The sequence below is a fragment of the Mycobacterium sp. PDNC021 genome (genome assembly GCF_048282635.1).
Classification (GTDB): Bacteria; Actinomycetota; Actinomycetes; order Mycobacteriales; family Mycobacteriaceae; genus Mycobacterium; species Mycobacterium llatzerense.
In genome coordinates, this window is record NZ_CP182502.1 from 2,119,720 (window position 1) to 2,135,677 (window position 15,958).

Annotated in this window: 16 protein-coding genes; 11 read left to right on the forward strand and 5 right to left on the reverse strand. The window is 66.5% G+C overall.

Features of this window, described 5'->3' with window-relative positions:
• Positions 1 to 162 precede the first annotated feature (162 nt).
• Complete coding sequence (hypB, locus tag ACNO8X_RS09925) at positions 163 to 945, reverse strand: hydrogenase nickel incorporation protein HypB (protein WP_418005131.1); 783 nt, start codon at positions 943 to 945, stop codon at positions 163 to 165.
• A gap of 29 nt (positions 946 to 974) precedes the next feature.
• Complete coding sequence (locus ACNO8X_RS09930; RefSeq protein WP_418005132.1) at positions 975 to 1,310, reverse strand: hydrogenase maturation nickel metallochaperone HypA; 336 nt, start codon at positions 1,308 to 1,310, stop codon at positions 975 to 977.
• A gap of 205 nt (positions 1,311 to 1,515) precedes the next feature.
• On the opposite strand from ACNO8X_RS09930, the gene ACNO8X_RS09935 reads away from it, so the two are divergent.
• Together ACNO8X_RS09935 and ACNO8X_RS09940 are read left to right on the forward strand one after the other, a co-directional pair.
• Positions 1,516 to 2,265: a DUF6390 family protein gene (locus tag ACNO8X_RS09935; protein WP_418005133.1), complete on the forward strand. Its 750-nt coding sequence runs from the start codon at positions 1,516 to 1,518 to the stop codon at positions 2,263 to 2,265.
• Entirely contained in the window at positions 2,265 to 3,377 is a 1,113-nt protein-coding gene (locus ACNO8X_RS09940) for a HoxN/HupN/NixA family nickel/cobalt transporter (RefSeq protein WP_418005134.1), read from the forward strand. Before ACNO8X_RS09935 ends, ACNO8X_RS09940 begins: the two co-directional genes overlap by 1 nt.
• Positions 3,378 to 3,441: 64 nt before the next feature.
• Here the strand turns inward: ACNO8X_RS09940 and ACNO8X_RS09945 are convergent, their stop codons facing one another.
• Positions 3,442 to 3,732 carry a WhiB family transcriptional regulator gene (locus tag ACNO8X_RS09945; protein ID WP_043396841.1) on the reverse strand — a complete coding sequence of 97 codons (291 nt, stop codon included), beginning with the start codon at positions 3,730 to 3,732 and terminating at the stop codon, positions 3,442 to 3,444.
• Positions 3,733 to 4,155: 423 nt separating this feature from the next.
• Here ACNO8X_RS09945 and ACNO8X_RS09950 point away from each other — a divergent pair, with 423 nt between their 5' ends.
• The 3 genes from ACNO8X_RS09950 (at position 4,156) to ACNO8X_RS09960 (ending at position 6,890) form a co-directional block, all read left to right on the forward strand.
• On the forward strand, positions 4,156 to 4,977 hold the full coding sequence (locus ACNO8X_RS09950) for a hypothetical protein (protein WP_418005135.1): 822 nt from the start codon (positions 4,156 to 4,158) through the stop codon (positions 4,975 to 4,977).
• 91 nt (positions 4,978 to 5,068) lie between these two features.
• Entirely contained in the window at positions 5,069 to 5,647 is a 579-nt protein-coding gene (locus tag ACNO8X_RS09955) for a sigma-70 family RNA polymerase sigma factor (RefSeq protein ID WP_043396838.1), read from the forward strand.
• Positions 5,640 to 6,890: an anti-sigma-D factor RsdA gene (locus ACNO8X_RS09960; protein ID WP_418005136.1), complete on the forward strand. Its 1,251-nt coding sequence runs from the start codon at positions 5,640 to 5,642 to the stop codon at positions 6,888 to 6,890. Before ACNO8X_RS09955 ends, ACNO8X_RS09960 begins: the two co-directional genes overlap by 8 nt.
• Positions 6,891 to 7,082: 192 nt before the next feature.
• Here ACNO8X_RS09960 and ACNO8X_RS09965 read toward each other — a convergent pair whose 3' ends face one another.
• Positions 7,083 to 7,487 (reverse strand): DUF5319 domain-containing protein, encoded by a 405-nt coding sequence (locus tag ACNO8X_RS09965; protein WP_020102483.1) that lies wholly within the window; start codon positions 7,485 to 7,487, stop codon positions 7,083 to 7,085.
• Between the two features lie 139 nt (positions 7,488 to 7,626).
• Here ACNO8X_RS09965 and guaB point away from each other — a divergent pair, with 139 nt between their 5' ends.
• The 3 genes from guaB to ACNO8X_RS09980 all read left to right on the forward strand — a co-directional run bounded on the left by guaB (position 7,627) and on the right by ACNO8X_RS09980 (position 12,136).
• Positions 7,627 to 9,168 carry an IMP dehydrogenase gene (gene guaB / locus ACNO8X_RS09970; RefSeq protein ID WP_418005137.1) on the forward strand — a complete coding sequence of 514 codons (1,542 nt, stop codon included), beginning with the start codon at positions 7,627 to 7,629 and terminating at the stop codon, positions 9,166 to 9,168.
• A gap of 39 nt (positions 9,169 to 9,207) precedes the next feature.
• A complete protein-coding gene (locus tag ACNO8X_RS09975) occupies positions 9,208 to 10,344 on the forward strand; it encodes a GuaB3 family IMP dehydrogenase-related protein (RefSeq protein WP_418005138.1) in 1,137 nt (378 codons plus the stop codon).
• Positions 10,345 to 10,411: 67 nt separating this feature from the next.
• Positions 10,412 to 12,136: a GMC oxidoreductase gene (locus tag ACNO8X_RS09980; protein ID WP_418005139.1), complete on the forward strand. Its 1,725-nt coding sequence runs from the start codon at positions 10,412 to 10,414 to the stop codon at positions 12,134 to 12,136.
• A 58-nt stretch (positions 12,137 to 12,194) separates the two neighbouring features.
• Here the strand turns inward: ACNO8X_RS09980 and ACNO8X_RS09985 are convergent, their stop codons facing one another.
• On the reverse strand, positions 12,195 to 13,064 hold the full coding sequence (locus ACNO8X_RS09985; RefSeq protein ID WP_418005140.1) for a TauD/TfdA dioxygenase family protein: 870 nt from the start codon (positions 13,062 to 13,064) through the stop codon (positions 12,195 to 12,197).
• A 66-nt stretch (positions 13,065 to 13,130) separates the two neighbouring features.
• Between ACNO8X_RS09985 and ACNO8X_RS09990 the strand changes: the two genes are divergently transcribed.
• From ACNO8X_RS09990 to ACNO8X_RS10000, 3 genes are all read left to right on the forward strand, one after another.
• Entirely contained in the window at positions 13,131 to 13,688 is a 558-nt protein-coding gene (locus ACNO8X_RS09990) for a TetR/AcrR family transcriptional regulator (RefSeq protein WP_418005141.1), read from the forward strand.
• A 9-nt stretch (positions 13,689 to 13,697) separates the two neighbouring features.
• Entirely contained in the window at positions 13,698 to 15,257 is a 1,560-nt protein-coding gene (guaA, locus tag ACNO8X_RS09995; RefSeq protein WP_418005142.1) for a glutamine-hydrolyzing GMP synthase, read from the forward strand.
• A 113-nt stretch (positions 15,258 to 15,370) separates the two neighbouring features.
• The gene (locus ACNO8X_RS10000; RefSeq protein ID WP_418005143.1) at positions 15,371 to 15,682 is read left to right on the forward strand and encodes a DUF732 domain-containing protein; all 312 of its coding nucleotides are present in this window, start codon (positions 15,371 to 15,373) and stop codon (positions 15,680 to 15,682) included.
• Positions 15,683 to 15,958 lie beyond the last annotated feature (276 nt).

The following is a 15,958-nucleotide window of genomic DNA, read 5'->3' on the forward strand; positions in this document are numbered from 1 at the left end:
CTCTTTCTCGGTCTACTCCGGGTGCAGTGGGTTGTCAACGGGTGGCCGGAAGCTGCCAGGGAACCGATATCTGGGCGGGTGAATTCGCCTGCAAATTAGCATCGGCGTCAATCTTACGACGCGTCGAAATCTTATGTCATTCAATATGATTCACCCAGACTGTCAGGGGGCGGCGGTCGTGGGGATATTGCCGGCGAACTTGCGTAGCCAGTCGAACCATGCCGTCATGCCTTCGCCCGTTCGGGCGCTCACGGGCAGGATTGTGGCGGTCGGATTGACTATCCGGACGTGTGCCACATACGTCTCGATGTCGGCATCGAGATAGGGCGCCAGATCGATCTTGTTGAGCAGCACCACGTCCACCGCGCGGAACATCACGGGGTACTTCAGTGGCTTGTCTTCGCCCTCGGTGAGCGAGTAGACCATCGCCTTGGCGTGCTCGCCGACGTCGAACTCAGCCGGGCACACCAGATTGCCGACATTTTCGATGATGACGAGATCAAGGTCAGCGAGCTCCAGGCCCTGTAGGGCTCGATTGACCATCGGCGCGTCCAGATGGCATTCGCCGCCGAAGCCATTGTTGGTGTTGATCAGCGACACCTGCGCGCCGCGGCCTTCGAGTTTTTCTGCATCCAGGTCGGTGGCGATGTCACCTTCGATCACCCCGATGGCCACATCGCCGTTGAGGTTGTCGAGTGAGGCGGCCAGTACGGTCGTCTTGCCCGATCCCGGCGAACTCATGAGGTTGAGTGCTCGAATTCCATTGCTTTCGAACGCGTTCCGGTTGATGTTTGCGCGCACGTCGTTCTCGGCGAAGATCGATTCCAGCACGTCGATGCGCTGCGTTCCGGTCTCGTAGCCGCTGTGGTCTCCGTGCTCGTGACCGTGGTCTCCGTGTTCGTGGGCGTGGACCGTGCCGTCGTCGTGTCGGTGGAATCTACCCATCATGGCCACCTCTCGTGAAACGCTGCATATCAGGACACGTCCATGGACGTCACCTGGAACTCATTGCCTCTGATCACCTTTACGTCGCCGCTGTCGCACGCTGGGCAGCACACCGACCAGCGTGAGGTGAGTAGCGACTGCTGACCGCATGAGCGGCAGGCCACTTCTGCCGGAACCAATTCCAACTCGAGTTCGGCATCGGGCATGGACTCGTATTCGCGAATCAGGTCCCAGCAGAACGTCAACGAGTCGGGGACCACTTGCCGGAGGGCGCCGACCTGCACTCGTACGACGTCGATATGTTTGTCGGCTGCGTACGGCCTGACCACACCGGCGATCGCCTGGCAGAGCGACAGCTCATGCATTGGGTCTCACCGCGCCTCCGCCCAGGCCAGCGCTCGCCCCACCCGCTGCAGGACTGCACCGGAACGTCTTTCCACGCTACGCCCACCCACGGTTCCGGCCTAGGTGTGCCGCGAAATGTGCACGCTCGTGAACCGAAATTCTCATTGTCGGACATGGCCGGACGTAACTAGCCTGATAGGTACTCGACCGGAAGGGGGCGGCGTCATGTGCCTTCGGCCAACCCCGGACAACCGGGGCGTCGAGATGTTTGCCCGCTACGCCTATGCCCCCAACCACCTTGGCTACTGCGGCCCACCGGAGCTGGCCGGATTGCGCAACGCTTCTGTCGATGACGTTCGGGTCGCTGCTCGCGGCTTCTCCGGTGCCTGGCCGTACCTGGAAGTCCTCTCGAGGATGACCGGAATAGCTGACCCACTGGATCTGCGGCTCGTCGAATCTTATTGGCTGGGAGGGGGTATCGCGGCCGAAGTGGATTCCGGTGCCTTCGCGGGTCAGCTGCTCGCAGTCATCGGGCGGCTTGCCGGCCAGTACTGGTCGCATCTGACCGACGATCTCGCCGGCGAGGTTGCAGCCAATCATTGTTTCCACGTGTTCGGGGTGTATCCGTGGTCTCGCTTGCTAGGGCGCGGAATCGACGAACATCCGTTGAGCGTCCTGGACAACTGCCGGATCACTTGGGGGACCGTACTTTCCCGCGCCGGCGACAACGTCGACATCGAAGCTCGCCGGCTGGTGTGGGACGGACAAGAGCTCCGGTTGTCCGAGCCGTTGCCGCGGCGTCTTGATGTGTGGGAGAACGGCTATAGCGCCGTGCCCGACATGACTGTCGGCGATCAGGTCGCAGTGCATTGGGGGCGGGTGTGCGGGCGGCTGACGCCGGAACAGCATCACACTCTGCGGGACAGTACCCTGCGCCAGGTCGGCGTCACCAATCAACGGTTGGTGCGGCGCTGATGGCCACGAACCCTTCGCGCGTTGCTTCGGTCCGGGCGGCATTGACCCGGGAGGAGTGGTTGCGGCTGGTGGCGATGGTAGGAGTGGTAGCGGCATTGCATCTCATCGGCTGGGGCACCTTGGCCATGTTCGTGGCCCCAGAACACTTCGACTTGGGCGACAAGACCCTCGGGCTGGGCGTCGGCTTGACCGCATACACCCTCGGATTACGGCATGCCTTTGACGCAGACCATATTTCGGCAATCGACAACACCACCCGCAAGCTGATGGCCGACGGTCAGCGGCCACTGTCTGTGGGGCTGTACTTTTCTCTGGGGCATTCCACGGTCGTATTCGGACTCGCGTTGCTGCTGTCGATGGGGGTCAAGACGATCATCGGTGCAGTCGAGAACGACGTCTCGGAGCTGCGCCACTACACAAGCCTGATCGGTACCGGAGTCTCCGGTACCTTCCTGCTGCTCATTGCGATCGTCAACATCGGCATCCTCGTCGGCACACTGAAGGTGTTCCGCCAAATGCGTTCGGGCGCTTATGACGAAGCTGAACTCGAAGACCAGCTCAGCAAGGGGGGATTGTTGAATCGCATCTTCGGTGGCCTGATGAAGTCGATCACCAAGCCTCGACAGATGTACCCCGTCGGGGTTCTGTTCGGGCTCGGTTTCGACACCGCCACCGAGGTAGCCCTGTTGGTGCTGGCGGGGACCAGCGCGGCCGCCGGGCTGCCCTGGTACGCCATTTTGTGCCTGCCGATCCTGTTCGCCGCCGGCATGAGCCTGCTGGATGCCGCCGACGGGACCTTCATGAACTTCGCCTACGGGTGGGCGTTCCTCCGGCCGGTGCGCAAGGTGTACTACAACATCACCATCACCGGGTTGTCCATCGCGATAGCGCTCGTCATCGGCGGTGCCGAGCTACTCGGTCTGCTGGCTCACCAGCTCGGCTGGACGGGCGGTTTCTGGGATTGGATCGGCGGCGTGGACCTGAGTCTGCTCGGCTTCATCATCGTCGGGCTATTCGTCGTCGTCTGGATCGCGTCGCTGTTGATCTGGCGTTACGCCGAGATCGAAGCCAGATGGTCGGCCAGTGCTTCGGCCGCGTCCCCGACTGGGTGAGCGAGCCGACCGCCAACCGCAAACGGCCTCACCCGCACCGAGTGAGGCCGCCTACGAAGACCACCTACGACGCGCGGCGGATGCCCCGCTTCAGCAACAGTTCGCGCTCGCCTTCGCTGAGCCCGCCCCAGATGCCATACGGTTCGCCGACGGCCAATGCGTGCGACCGGCACTGCGTGATCACCGGGCAGGCCCGGCACATCTCTTTGGCGCGCATTTCGCGCTGAGCGCGAGCGCGGCCGCGCTCGCCATCGGGGTGAAAAAACACCGCGGAATCGACGCCCCGGCAAGTGCCGTGCATCTGCCAATCCCACATATCGGCGTTGGGTCCGGGAAGCTGCTGCGGCTGTGGCATTGGGAAAGAACTCCTCCCCGCGCTTCCAATTTGAAACCTTTGGATGCGCGTCGATCTGCAAATGGCCCGAGGACTTGTCGCCGATGACAACTCGTGCACACAACGTAGAAGGACTCGGCAAATTCCGTCAATAGCCACGCTCTGTGCGAAACCCCATAAGTGCAGGTCAAGAATTTACATCACGTTCATCTGCGCGATGCTTTGGAAACGAAACGCATGGTGGCGATATTGTCTGTCACTGCCTGAAGGCCCCTGTTTTTGCAGTTCGCGTCAGTTCGCCACATCGAACAATTTGTGGCGGAATTGGATGTCGTTGACATGTTGTTAACACAGCGAGCATTAATTATTAACGAAACCTGCCCGACTCGCAGCGTCAGGGAACGCGGCCGTGCGGCGGTGCGCCATTGATACCGTGCTGACTCGATGACCGCAACCGATACCGCGACGCCCTCTGCCGACCAGCCAGCCGCCCGACTCCGGGTCGCCGCTTTTGGCAACGATCTGCCATGTTGGCCGCTGCCGACGGCGCACTCGGTCGACGAGTTGTGGCTGCGCGCCGTTGCCGCCGGCGGTCAGGGCCACTACGCCGTCGCGTTTGCTGACCTGGACTCCGTCGCGCGCCGGGGCAACGGTTCGTTGCTGTCGCTGGCACAGAGCACCCGTGCCTCGTTTCTCCGGCAGGTCGGTTGGCATCGCCTGGCCCGGGTCGCCGACGGCAGGGCGTGGGCGTTGGTCGCGCATCAGCCCGACGCCGCCGAGGCACGGGCCGACGCGCTCGTCGGTCTGGCCGCCGACGCTCTCGGAATCGGCCGGTTCGGGGTGGCGCAGCGGCTGCTCGAGCGGGCCGTGATGGACACCGCGAGCAGCGGGGTACCGCGTCAACGTGTCCGGCTGGCCTGGGTCAGTGCCGAATTAGCTATGGTCAGCGGCCGTGGAGAGGAGTCCGTCGCGCACGCCGAACGCGCGCGGGAGCTTGTCGGTGACCTCGGCTCGCCGCGCCACGCCGTGAAGACCGACGTGGTGTACTCGGCGGCGTTGTGCAGCGCGGGCCGGTTCGACGAGTCCCGCCGGGTCGCCGACGCCGCGCTTGGGCGTACCCAACAATCCGGCTTGGTGCCGCTGACCTGGGCATTAGGTTGCCTATTGAGCGATATCGGCAGCGCCGAGCACTGCCCGGAAGCGATGGCGCAGATCCGCGACGACGCCGCCGCGACCGTACGCGACCGCGGGGGGCGATGGGCGTGATGAGTCTGGCCGCCCGCACCAGTCATTACTGTTGTCCTGACATACCAACCACGGCACCGCCTCGTCCGTAACGCTGGAGAACGCGCACACGATGACATTTTCGGGAGATGGTCTCGATGCTGTCGTTGCTGACGCAGTTGCCGGCAATCGCGACGCGCTCCGCAAGGTGTTGGAAACCATCCGCCCGATCGTCGTTCGGTACTGCCGTGCGCGCTTCGGGGTCGGTGAGCGACAGGGTGTTTCCGCGGACGATGTGGCTCAGGAGGTGTGTTTAGCTGTGATCACGGCGCTGCCGCGGTACAAGGACCAGGGACGGCCGTTCCTGGCTTTCGTGTACGGCATTGCCGCTCACAAGGTTGCTGACGCGCATCGCGCCGCCGGCCGCAACCGCTCTGAAGCCACTGACGATCTACCGGACCGCCCCTCGACCGAACTGGGCCCCGAACAGTTGGCCATCGATGCCGACGCGGCGGCCCGGATGAACCGGTTGCTGGCGGTGCTGCCTGAGAAGCAGCGCGAAATCCTGATCCTGCGTGTCGTCGTCGGCATGAGCGCCGAGGAGACCGCCGAGGCCGTCGGCAGCACCGCCGGCGCGGTACGCGTCGCTCAGCACCGGGCGCTGGCACGGCTGAAGTCCGAGATCGGTTCGACGGAGCGTGGCCATGCCTGACTCCGGACAATGGTCACCGGGCGGCGGTGACCCCTCGCTCAACGAGATTCGACGCGTCGACCGATTCTTCGACGCGCTCGCCGCCGACGAGCACGCGTACTCGACGGACTCCACCGAAGCCGAGCTGGCCTTCCTGCTCGCCGACTGGCGCGACGGCATCCGCGAACCCGCGGTGACGACGCCCGTCACCGCTCGTGACGCTGTGGCGGCCCTCCAGAAGGGGTTGCATCGCAAGGAATCTCGGACATCGCTGACCATCGTCGGCTCGGTCGCGGCCGCGCTGTTGTGCCTCGGTGGCTTCGGCACCGCGATCTACTCAGCCGGACCGAATTCCTCGCTGTACGGCCTGCACACCGCCATGTTCGGCGCCCCACGGGTCAGCGACGAGCAGGTGATGCTGGCTGCGCAGACCGAGATGCAGCAAGTGCAGCAGCTGATCGACACCGGCCAGTGGCAGCAGGCGCAGGACAAGCTGCAGGCGCTGAGCCCTACCGTGCAGAGCGTCGACGCACCAGAGCACAAGCAACAGCTGATCCAGCAGTGGAATGCCTTGACCTACAAGGTGGTTGAGCAAAACCCCGCGGCCACGCTGCCCCCGCCGGGGGAGCCGCAGCCGGTCCTGCCGTCCTCGCCGCTGACCCTGTTGCCGGTCCCGGTGGTCGAGCCGACGTCGTCGTCGAGCGCGACGTCCAGCACGTCGACGACCACGTCGTCGTCCACGACAGCCACGTCGACCGACACGTCATCGACGTCGACCAGCGCATCGACTTCGCCGTCGGAGACGACGGCCACGTCCTCGTCGACGAGCGCGACGTCCCCGACCGAAACGTCGAGTTCCGCGTCGTCGACGACATCGAGCAGCCCGACCGCCACGTCGACGCCGTCGTCCTCGGCATCGACGGCCACCTCTGCTCCGTCGACGGTGCCGTCCAGTGCGACGGCCACCGCCACCCAGTCAGCGACCGTGCCCCCGAGCGAGCCCGTCGTCACCAACCCGCCCACGGCGTCGGCGACGGTTGCGCCGACACCGACCCAGAGCCCGGCACCTGCGCAGACGGTCACGACCGTCGCCCCGACTGTCACGGTGCCCTCGGTGACCACACCGGCACCAACAAACCCGCCGGTGCAGGCGACTGTCGCTCCGACCACCAAGGAAGCCCAGCAGGAGCCGACGCGCGAGAGGTCGGTTGTGACCACCACGCAAGTGCCGTCGGGTTCGGGTTCGGGACACGGGCAGCACTGATTCACGCGGCGCCCATCCAGCGGTTGACCCTGTAGTGGTGGCGCTGCGTACTCGGCTTTTTGCGCCGTGAGCGCAGGCTCAACGTGGCCCGGTCGTTGACCCTGTAGTGGCGGCGCTGCGTACTCGGCTTTTTTCGCCCTCAGCGCAAGATCAACGCGCCAGGCGTGACGTCCAGCACGTCAAGAGAAAAAATCAGCGGTAGCCGTCGTGCTCCGAGGTCGCCTCGTTCAGCGACGCGTCGGCGTAGCCGCGGCAGTAGTCCCACGTCACGTAGGCATCGGGCTCGGGATCGTAGGCGGGCTCGTGCGGACGGACCGTGCCGTCGACCAGAAGCTGCAGCAGGTTCGCCCGCAGCATGTCCCAGTCGTGGTAGTGGTCCTGCTGGCATTCGTCACAACAGACGACGAGGCCGCGAATGCCCTTGTGTGCCAACAGGGTTTCGTAGACCGCCAGATCGGCCAGATCGGCCTCGACGGCCATGCGTTCCTGCGGGTCCAGGGGTTGTCCCGGCTCCAGCGCATCCAGAACAGCCGACGGGTCCATGGGATCGTCGGCGAACGGGTCGGGTGGCAAGCCCGGCGGCAGGTGGTCACGCACACGTCCACCCTACTTATCACCCCTGGCGATGCGCCAGCCGTTACCCCGGCGAGCCGTCACCGAGTGGGGTTCGGCGCACATAGTAAGGGCCGATAGGATGGATTTTTAGATCCCTGTGTCTGCCCTGGAGGCCCCACCCATGTCGATCGCTGAAAGCAGCGTTCCCATTTCTGTTCCGGTGCCGACCGGCGGTGACGATCCGACCAAGGTCGCGATGCTCGGGCTGACCTTCGATGACGTCCTGCTGCTGCCCGCGGCGTCGGACATCATCCCGGCCACCGCCGATACGTCCAGCCAGTTGACGCGCAACATCCGGCTGCGGGTGCCGCTGGTCAGCTCGGCCATGGACACCGTCACCGAGTCGCGGATGGCGATCGCGATGGCCCGTGCCGGCGGCATGGGCGTGCTGCACCGCAACCTGCCGCTCAGTGAGCAGGCCGCCCAGGTCGAGACCGTCAAGCGGTCCGAGGCCGGCATGGTCACCGATCCGGTCACCTGCTCGCCGAGCAACACCCTCGCCGAGGTCGACGCCATGTGCGCCCGGTTCCGGATCTCGGGCCTGCCCGTCGTGGATACGGCCGGGCAGCTCGTCGGGATCATCACCAACCGCGACATGCGCTTCGAGGTCGACCAGGACAAGGCCGTCGCCGAGGTGATGACCAAGGCTCCGCTGATCACCGCACAAGAAGGCGTGTCCGCGGAAGCCGCATTGGGCCTGCTGCGCCGGCACAAGATCGAGAAGCTGCCGATCGTCGACGGACACGGCAAGCTCACCGGGCTGATCACCGTCAAGGACTTCGTCAAGACCGAGCAGTTCCCGCTGGCCACCAAGGACAGCGACGGACGGCTGCTGGTCGGTGCCGCCGTCGGTGTCGGTGACGACGCCTGGACGCGCGCCATGACGCTGGCCGATGCCGGGGTCGACGTGCTGATCGTCGACACCGCGCACGCCCACAACCGCGGCGTGCTGGATATGGTGGCCCGCCTCAAGAAGGCTGTCGGCGACAAGATCGAGGTCGTGGGCGGAAACGTCGCCACCCGGTCCGCCGCCGCCGCGCTGTGCGAGGCCGGCGCCGACGCCGTCAAGGTGGGTGTCGGGCCCGGCTCGATCTGCACCACCCGCGTGGTCGCCGGTGTCGGCGCGCCGCAGATCACCGCGATCTTGGAAGCTGTAGCGGCGACGAAGCCCTACGGCGTGCCGGTGATCGCCGATGGCGGCCTGCAGTACTCGGGTGACATCGCCAAGGCGCTGGCCGCCGGCGCCTCGACTGCGATGCTCGGCTCCCTGCTGGCCGGTACCGCCGAATCGCCGGGCGATCTGATCTTCGTCAATGGCAAGCAGTTCAAGAGCTACCGCGGGATGGGGTCGCTGGGCGCCATGCAGGGCCGCGGTCAGGGCAAGTCCTACTCCAAGGACCGTTACTTCCAGGACGACGTGCTCTCCGAGGACAAGTTGGTGCCCGAGGGCATCGAGGGCCGGGTGCCGTTCCGGGGACCGCTGTCTACGGTCATCCACCAGCTCACCGGCGGTCTGCGGGCGGCCATGGGCTACACCGGCTCGGCCACCATCGAGCACCTGCAGCAGGCGCAGTTCGTGCAGATCACCGCGGCGGGCTTGAAGGAAAGCCACCCGCACGACATCACGATGACCGTCGAAGCCCCGAACTACTCCTCGCGCTAACTGACAAGCGCGCCAACTGACAGGGAAATGACCACACACATGCGCGACCTCGTTGAAATCGGCATGGGCCGGACCGCTCGTCGTACCTATGAACTCGATGACATCAACATCGTCCCGTCCCGGCGTACCCGCTCCAGCCAGGATGTGTCCACCGCCTGGCAGCTGGACGCCTACCGGTTCGAGTTTCCGCTCCTGGCCCATCCGACCGACTCGCTGGTGTCGCCCGAGTTCGCGATCGAGATGGGTCGTCTCGGTGGCCTCGGCGTGCTCAACGGCGAAGGCCTGATCGGCCGGCACCGGGATGTCGAGGACAAGCTCGCCCAGGTCGTCGAGCTCGCCGCCAAGGACGACGACCCGTCGGCGTCCGTCCGGCTGCTGCAGCAGCTCCACGCGGCCCCGCTGGACCCGGAGCTGCTCGGCGCCGCTGTCGCGCGGGTCCGTGAAGCCGGTGTCACCACGGCGGTGCGGGTCAGTCCGCAGAACGCCCAGGCCCTGACGCCGACGCTGGTCGCCGCCGGGATCGACCTGCTGGTCATCCAGGGCACCATCATCTCGGCCGAGCGGGTCGCCCAGGATGGTGAGCCGCTCAACCTGAAGACCTTCATCTCCGAGCTCGACGTGCCGGTGGTCGCCGGTGGCGTGCTCGATCACCGCACCGCGCTGCACCTGATGCGGACCGGCGCGGCCGGCGTCATCGTCGGCTACGGCTCGACCTACGGGGCGACGACCAGCGACGAGGTCCTGGGCATCAGCGTGCCGATGGCCACCGCCATCGCCGACGCTGCCGCCGCGCGCCGCGAATACCTCGACGAGACCGGCGGCCGCTACGTGCACGTGCTGGCCGACGGCGATATTCACACCTCTGGCGACCTGGCCAAGGCCATCGCCTGCGGCGCTGACGCGGTCGTGCTGGGCACCCCGCTGGCCGCTGCCGCCGAGGCGCCTGGTGACGGCTGGTTCTGGCCGGCCGCTGCGGCGCACCCGTCGCTGCCGCGCGGTGCCCTGATGCAGGTCGCGCTGGGTGAGCGTCCGTCGCTCGATCAGGTGCTCAACGGCCCGTCCGACGACCCCTTCGGTTCGATCAACCTGGTCGGCGGTCTGCGCCGGTCGATGGCCAAGGCCGGGTACTGCGACCTCAAGGAATTCCAGAAGGTCGGCCTCACAGTCGGTAGCTAGTACCGGCGGTAGCGAGTTAGGCATACCTTGGTAGCTGGTTACCGAGCGGTAGGTCCATACTTTTGCCATGGAGCCTGACTACGACGTCTTGATCATCGGCTCGGGGTTCGGAGGCAGCGTCAGCGCCCTCCGGCTCACCGAGAAGGGTTACCGCGTCGGTGTTTTGGAAGCCGGCCCCCGGTATTCCGACGCCGACTTCGCCAAGACCTCGTGGGACCTGCGAAAGTTCCTGTGGGCGCCCAAGTTGGGCATGTACGGCATCCAGCGGATCCACCTGCTGCGCAACGTGATGATCCTGGCCGGCGCGGGCGTCGGCGGCGGTTCGTTGAACTACGCCAACACGCTGTACATCCCGCCGGACCCGTTCTTCAACGACCCGCAGTGGAAGGACATCACCGACTGGCGCGCCGAGCTGATGCCGCACTACGAGCAGGCGCAGCGCATGCTCGGCGTGGTCCAGAATCCGACGTTCACCGACGCGGACAAGATCATCAAAGAGGTCGCCGAGGACATGGGCTGCGCCGACACGTTCGTCGCGACGCCGGTCGGCGTGTTCTTCGGTGCCGACGGTGAGAAGGCGCCGGGCAAGACGGTTCCGGACCCCTACTTCGGCGGGGCCGGCCCGGCCCGCACCGGCTGCATCGAGTGCGGCGAGTGCATGACCGGCTGCCGGCACGGCGCCAAGAACACCCTGGTGAAGAACTACCTCGGTCTCGCGGAAAAGGCGGGGGCACAAGTGCATCCGCTGACCACCGTGTCCAGCTTCCAGCAGCGCGGCGACGGGCTGTGGGAAGTGGCGACCCGACGGACCAACGGCCGGGTGCGGCGCGGCAAGCGGACCTTCACCGCCAAGTACCTGATCGTCGCGGCCGGTACGTACAACACGCAGAAGCTGCTGTTCAAGGTGCGCGACACCGGCAAGCTGACCAAGCTGTCGGACAAGCTCGGCGTGCTGACCCGGACCAACTCCGAGTCCATCGTGGGGGCCCAGACCCGCGAGGTGCCCACGGACATGGACCTCACGCACGGCGTGGCCATCACCTCGTCGATTCACCCGACGCCGGACACCCACATCGAACCCGTGCGGTACGGCAAGGGCTCCAACGCGATGGGCATGCTGCAGACGCTCATGACGGACGGCGCCGGCCCGCAGGGCACCGACGTGCCGCGGTGGAAGCAGTTCCTGAACCAGGCCGGCGAGGACCCGCGTGAGCTGATCCGCCTGCTCAACCCGCAGCACTGGAGTGAGCGCACCGTGATCGCGCTGGTGATGCAGCACCTCGACAACTCGATCACCACCTTCACCAAGCGTGGGCCTGGTGGCTTCCGGATCATGTCGTCCAAGCAGGGCCACGGCGAGCCCAACCCGACCTGGATCCCGGTCGGCAACGAGGCGACCCGGCGGATGGCCGAGAAAGTCGGCGGTATCGCCGGCGGCACCTGGGGCGAGCTGTTCAACATCCCGCTGACCGCCCACTTCCTGGGCGGCGCGGCGATCGGCGACAGCCAGGCGACCGGGGTCATCGACCCGTACCACCGCGTCTACAACTACCCGACGCTGTTCGTCACCGACGGTGCCGCGATCTCGGCGAATCTCGGTGTGAATCCGTCGCTTTCGATCGCGGCGCAGGCCGAGCGCGCGGCGGCGCTGTGGCCGAACAAGGGCCAGGACGACGCGCGGCCGGCCCAGGGCGAGCCCTACCGGCGGATCGAACCCGTCGCACCGGACCGTCCCGTCGTCCCGGTCGACGCCCCCGGCGCCCTGCGCCGGTTGCCGATCACCCCGGTCTAAGCCGCGATTTGTGCACGATTTTCGCGGTTGACGCGGAAAATCGTGCGCAAATCCCTGGTTATGCCGCGCTGATGACCCGGCTCGGCGTCCCGTGGACGTCAACCGGCACATCGCCGGTCAGCGTGACGCGGTGCATCAGCCGGTGCTGGCCGTCGTAGTCGTCGACGGCGCGGTGCTGGGTGGCCCGGTTGTCCCACATCGCGACGTCGCCGGGCTGCCAGTCCCAGCGAACGGTGTTCTCCATCATGGTGATTCGGCGCTGCAGCAGCTCCAGCAGGGCCGCTGACTCGTAGCTGTCCACGCCGACGAAGCCGCGCACGAACTGGCCGGCCACCAGGGTGCGTTCCCCGGTCTCCGGGTGCACGCGCACCACCGGGTGCTCGGTGCGGAAGTCGGGTTTCTGGAACTCGGCCTGGTAGCCCTTTTGCTCGTCGGTCAGGTGCGCGGTATCCACCGTGACGTCCTTGATGTAGTCGAACCGGTTGGAGTGCACGGCCCGAAGGTTCTCGACCAGTGCCTTGAGCGGCGCCGGCAGTGCGTCGTAGGCCGCGGCGGTGGAAGCCCACAAGGTGGAACCGCCGTAGGTCGGCAGGGTGACCGCCCGTAGGACCGACGCCGAGGGGTAGTCGGGCATGAACGTGACGTCGGTGTGCCACCGGTTGGCCTTGCCGTACTCCGAGTCGATCGGCGTGATCTTCGGTGCGTCGGCGCGCTTCATCGCGTGGTGGCCGGCCAGATCGCCCATCAGTTCCCCGAAGGCCTGCTGCTGCGCGTCGTCGAGGTGGTCCTGGCCGCGGAAGAAGATGACCTTGTGCTCGAGCAGCGCGGTGCGGATGTCGGCGACGGTCTCGGGGGACAGGTCGCCGCCCAGGCGCACACCGTCGACGACGGCGCCGATCTTGCTGGTCAATTTGGTGACGGTCAACATGGCGATCCTTTCAACGGAAGCGACTGTAGTCAGTTGACTACAGTGCATGGACGCTAGTGTAGCCACATGACTACAGGCGCGCCAGTGGGCCGGGATGAGGTGGTCGCGGCCATCCTCGAAGCCGCGGCCGAGCTATTCGCCGCGCGCGGGCCGGCGGCCACGTCGATCCGCGATATCGCGGCCAAGTCCAACGTCAACCACGGGCTGGTGTTCCGGCACATCGGTTCCAAGGAAAAGCTGGTCGGAGCGGTGCTGGACCATCTGGGCCAGCGGCTCAAGGAACTGATCGAGGCCGGTGCGCCCGCCGACGTGGTCGATGCGGCGCTTGATCAGCAGCTCCGGGTGATCGCCCGGGCCGCGCTCGACGGCTACCCGGTAGGGGAGTTGCAGACCACATTTCCCAACATGACGCGGCTGCTCGACGAATTCATGCCCCGGTACGCCGACGAGAACCAGGCCCGGCTCGCGGTGGCCAACATCATTGCGCTGCAGCTGGGTTGGCGCCTGCTCGGGCCATTCCTGCGGTCGGCGCTGGGACTCGGCGAGATGACCGACGACGAGGTCCGCACCGCCGTGGGCGTGGCCGTCGAGCGGCTGGCAGAGCCTCCGGCTGCCCACCACTAGACTGAGCGGGTGCAAACACCAGCTTCACAGCCCGTTCTGGTCATCGACTTCGGTGCGCAGTACGCGCAGCTGATCGCCCGCCGGGTGCGCGAGGCGCGGGTTTTCTCCGAGGTCCTGCCGCACACCGCGACGGTCGAGGAGATCAAGGCCAAGAACCCGCAGGCCATCGTGCTGTCCGGTGGGCCGTCCAGCGTCTACGACGACGGCGCTCCGCAGCTGGACGCCGCGATCTTCGACCTCGGGGTCCCGGTGTTCGGCATCTGCTACGGGTTCCAGGCCATGGCCCAGGCGCTCGGCGGCACCGTGGCGCACACCGGCACCAGTGAATACGGTCGGACCGAGTTGAAAGTGGCTGGCGGAGAACTGCATTCAGGGCTGCCGGACTCACAGCCGGTGTGGATGAGCCATGGCGACGCGGTCACCGCGGCACCGGCCGGGTTCGAGGTGGTGGCCAGCAGCCCCGGCGCCCCGGTCGCCGCGTTCGAGGACCGCGCCCGCAAGCTGGCCGGCGTCCAGTACCACCCCGAAGTGATGCACTCCCCGCACGGCCAGCAGGTGCTCAGCCGCTTCCTGCACGACTTCGCCGGTATCGGCGCGACCTGGACCGCGGCCAACATCGCCGACCAGCTGGTCGAGCAGGTGCGCGAGCAGATCGGCGACGGCCAGGCCATCTGCGGCCTGTCCGGCGGCGTCGACTCGGCGGTGGCTGCCGCGCTGGTCCAGCGGGCCATCGGTGACCGGCTGACCTGTGTGTTCGTCGACCACGGCCTGCTGCGCGCGGGCGAGCGCGAGCAGGTGGAACGCGACTTCGTCGCCGCCACCGGCGCCAAGCTCGTCACCGTCGACGAGGCCGACCGCTTCCTCGACGCCCTCTCCGGGGTGACCAACCCCGAAGGCAAGCGCAAGATCATCGGCCGCGAGTTCATCCGGGCCTTCGAGGGCGCGGTGCGTGACACCCTGGGCAGCAGCGAAGCCGAGATCGAGTACCTCGTCCAGGGCACGCTGTACCCGGACGTCGTCGAATCCGGCGGCGGTACCGGTACCGCCAACATCAAGAGCCACCACAACGTCGGCGGCTTGCCAGAGGACCTGAAGTTCAAACTCGTCGAGCCGCTGCGGCTGCTGTTCAAGGACGAGGTGCGGGCTGTCGGCCGCGAGCTGGGCCTGCCCGAGGAAATCGTTGGGCGCCAGCCGTTCCCGGGCCCTGGTCTGGGTATCCGGATCGTCGGAGAGGTGACGGGTCCCCGGCTGGACACGCTGCGCCGCGCCGACTCGATCGCTCGTGAGGAGCTCACCGCGGCCGGCCAGGACCAGAGCATCTGGCAGTGCCCCGTGGTGCTGCTCGCCGATGTGCGCTCGGTCGGCGTGCAGGGCGACGGACGGACCTACGGGCACCCGATCGTGCTGCGTCCGGTGTCCAGCGAGGACGCCATGACCGCCGACTGGACGCGCGTGCCTTACGAAGTGCTGGAACGCATTTCGACCCGGATCACCAACGAGGTGCCTGAGGTCAACCGCGTGGTGCTGGACATCACCAGCAAGCCGCCGGGCACCATCGAATGGGAGTGAGTCCGCGCTAGCCCGGCGTAGGCTGTGTGCCGTCGGTCGTTCGAGGCGTCTCGATCTGGGACGCCCGCGCCGCGGGGGAGCGGGGGAAGCTCATGTCATCACGTGGATTTGTCATGCGGGTAGCGAGCACGGTGCTCGTGGCCGGGGCTGCATTCGGGGTCTGTGCCGGGACGGCGTCCGCGTGGCCCATTCCGATAACGCCGGAACAGCAGCGTTTCATCAATCAGGCCCGCGCAGCCGGCTTCCCCGGCGATGACGATGCGGTGCTTCAGGCCGGCCTCCGGGCGTGCCAGATGCTGATGACAGGCTCGGGCACCCAGGGTGCCGTCGACGGAATCGTCGGTGAGACCGGTGCCGATCCCGGTCCCGCCGCTGCGCTGGTGCGCCGGGCGCATGGCATCCTCTGCACCTCGGCTCGCGGCTGAGCTTCATAGCAGCGAGGGCTTAGCGCAGTCGGGTTGATGACCTTCGTCTCTTTCCTGCGGTTCTCGGTGGCGGAACCATGAGGGGCGTTGCTTGGTGTCCGTGCCGATGGCACAACGAGCAACGCCGTACGTAGAGGTGCTCCGATGGGTCGAATTACTGAGTCTTCTTGTCCGACAAGTGGATTCCAGCGCTGTGCCCCCAGGGTCGTCGCAGCTGCCGGCGCGATCGTTGCGCTAGGCGTTCTCACCGCTGCCTGCGGTGGTAACCAGTCTCCG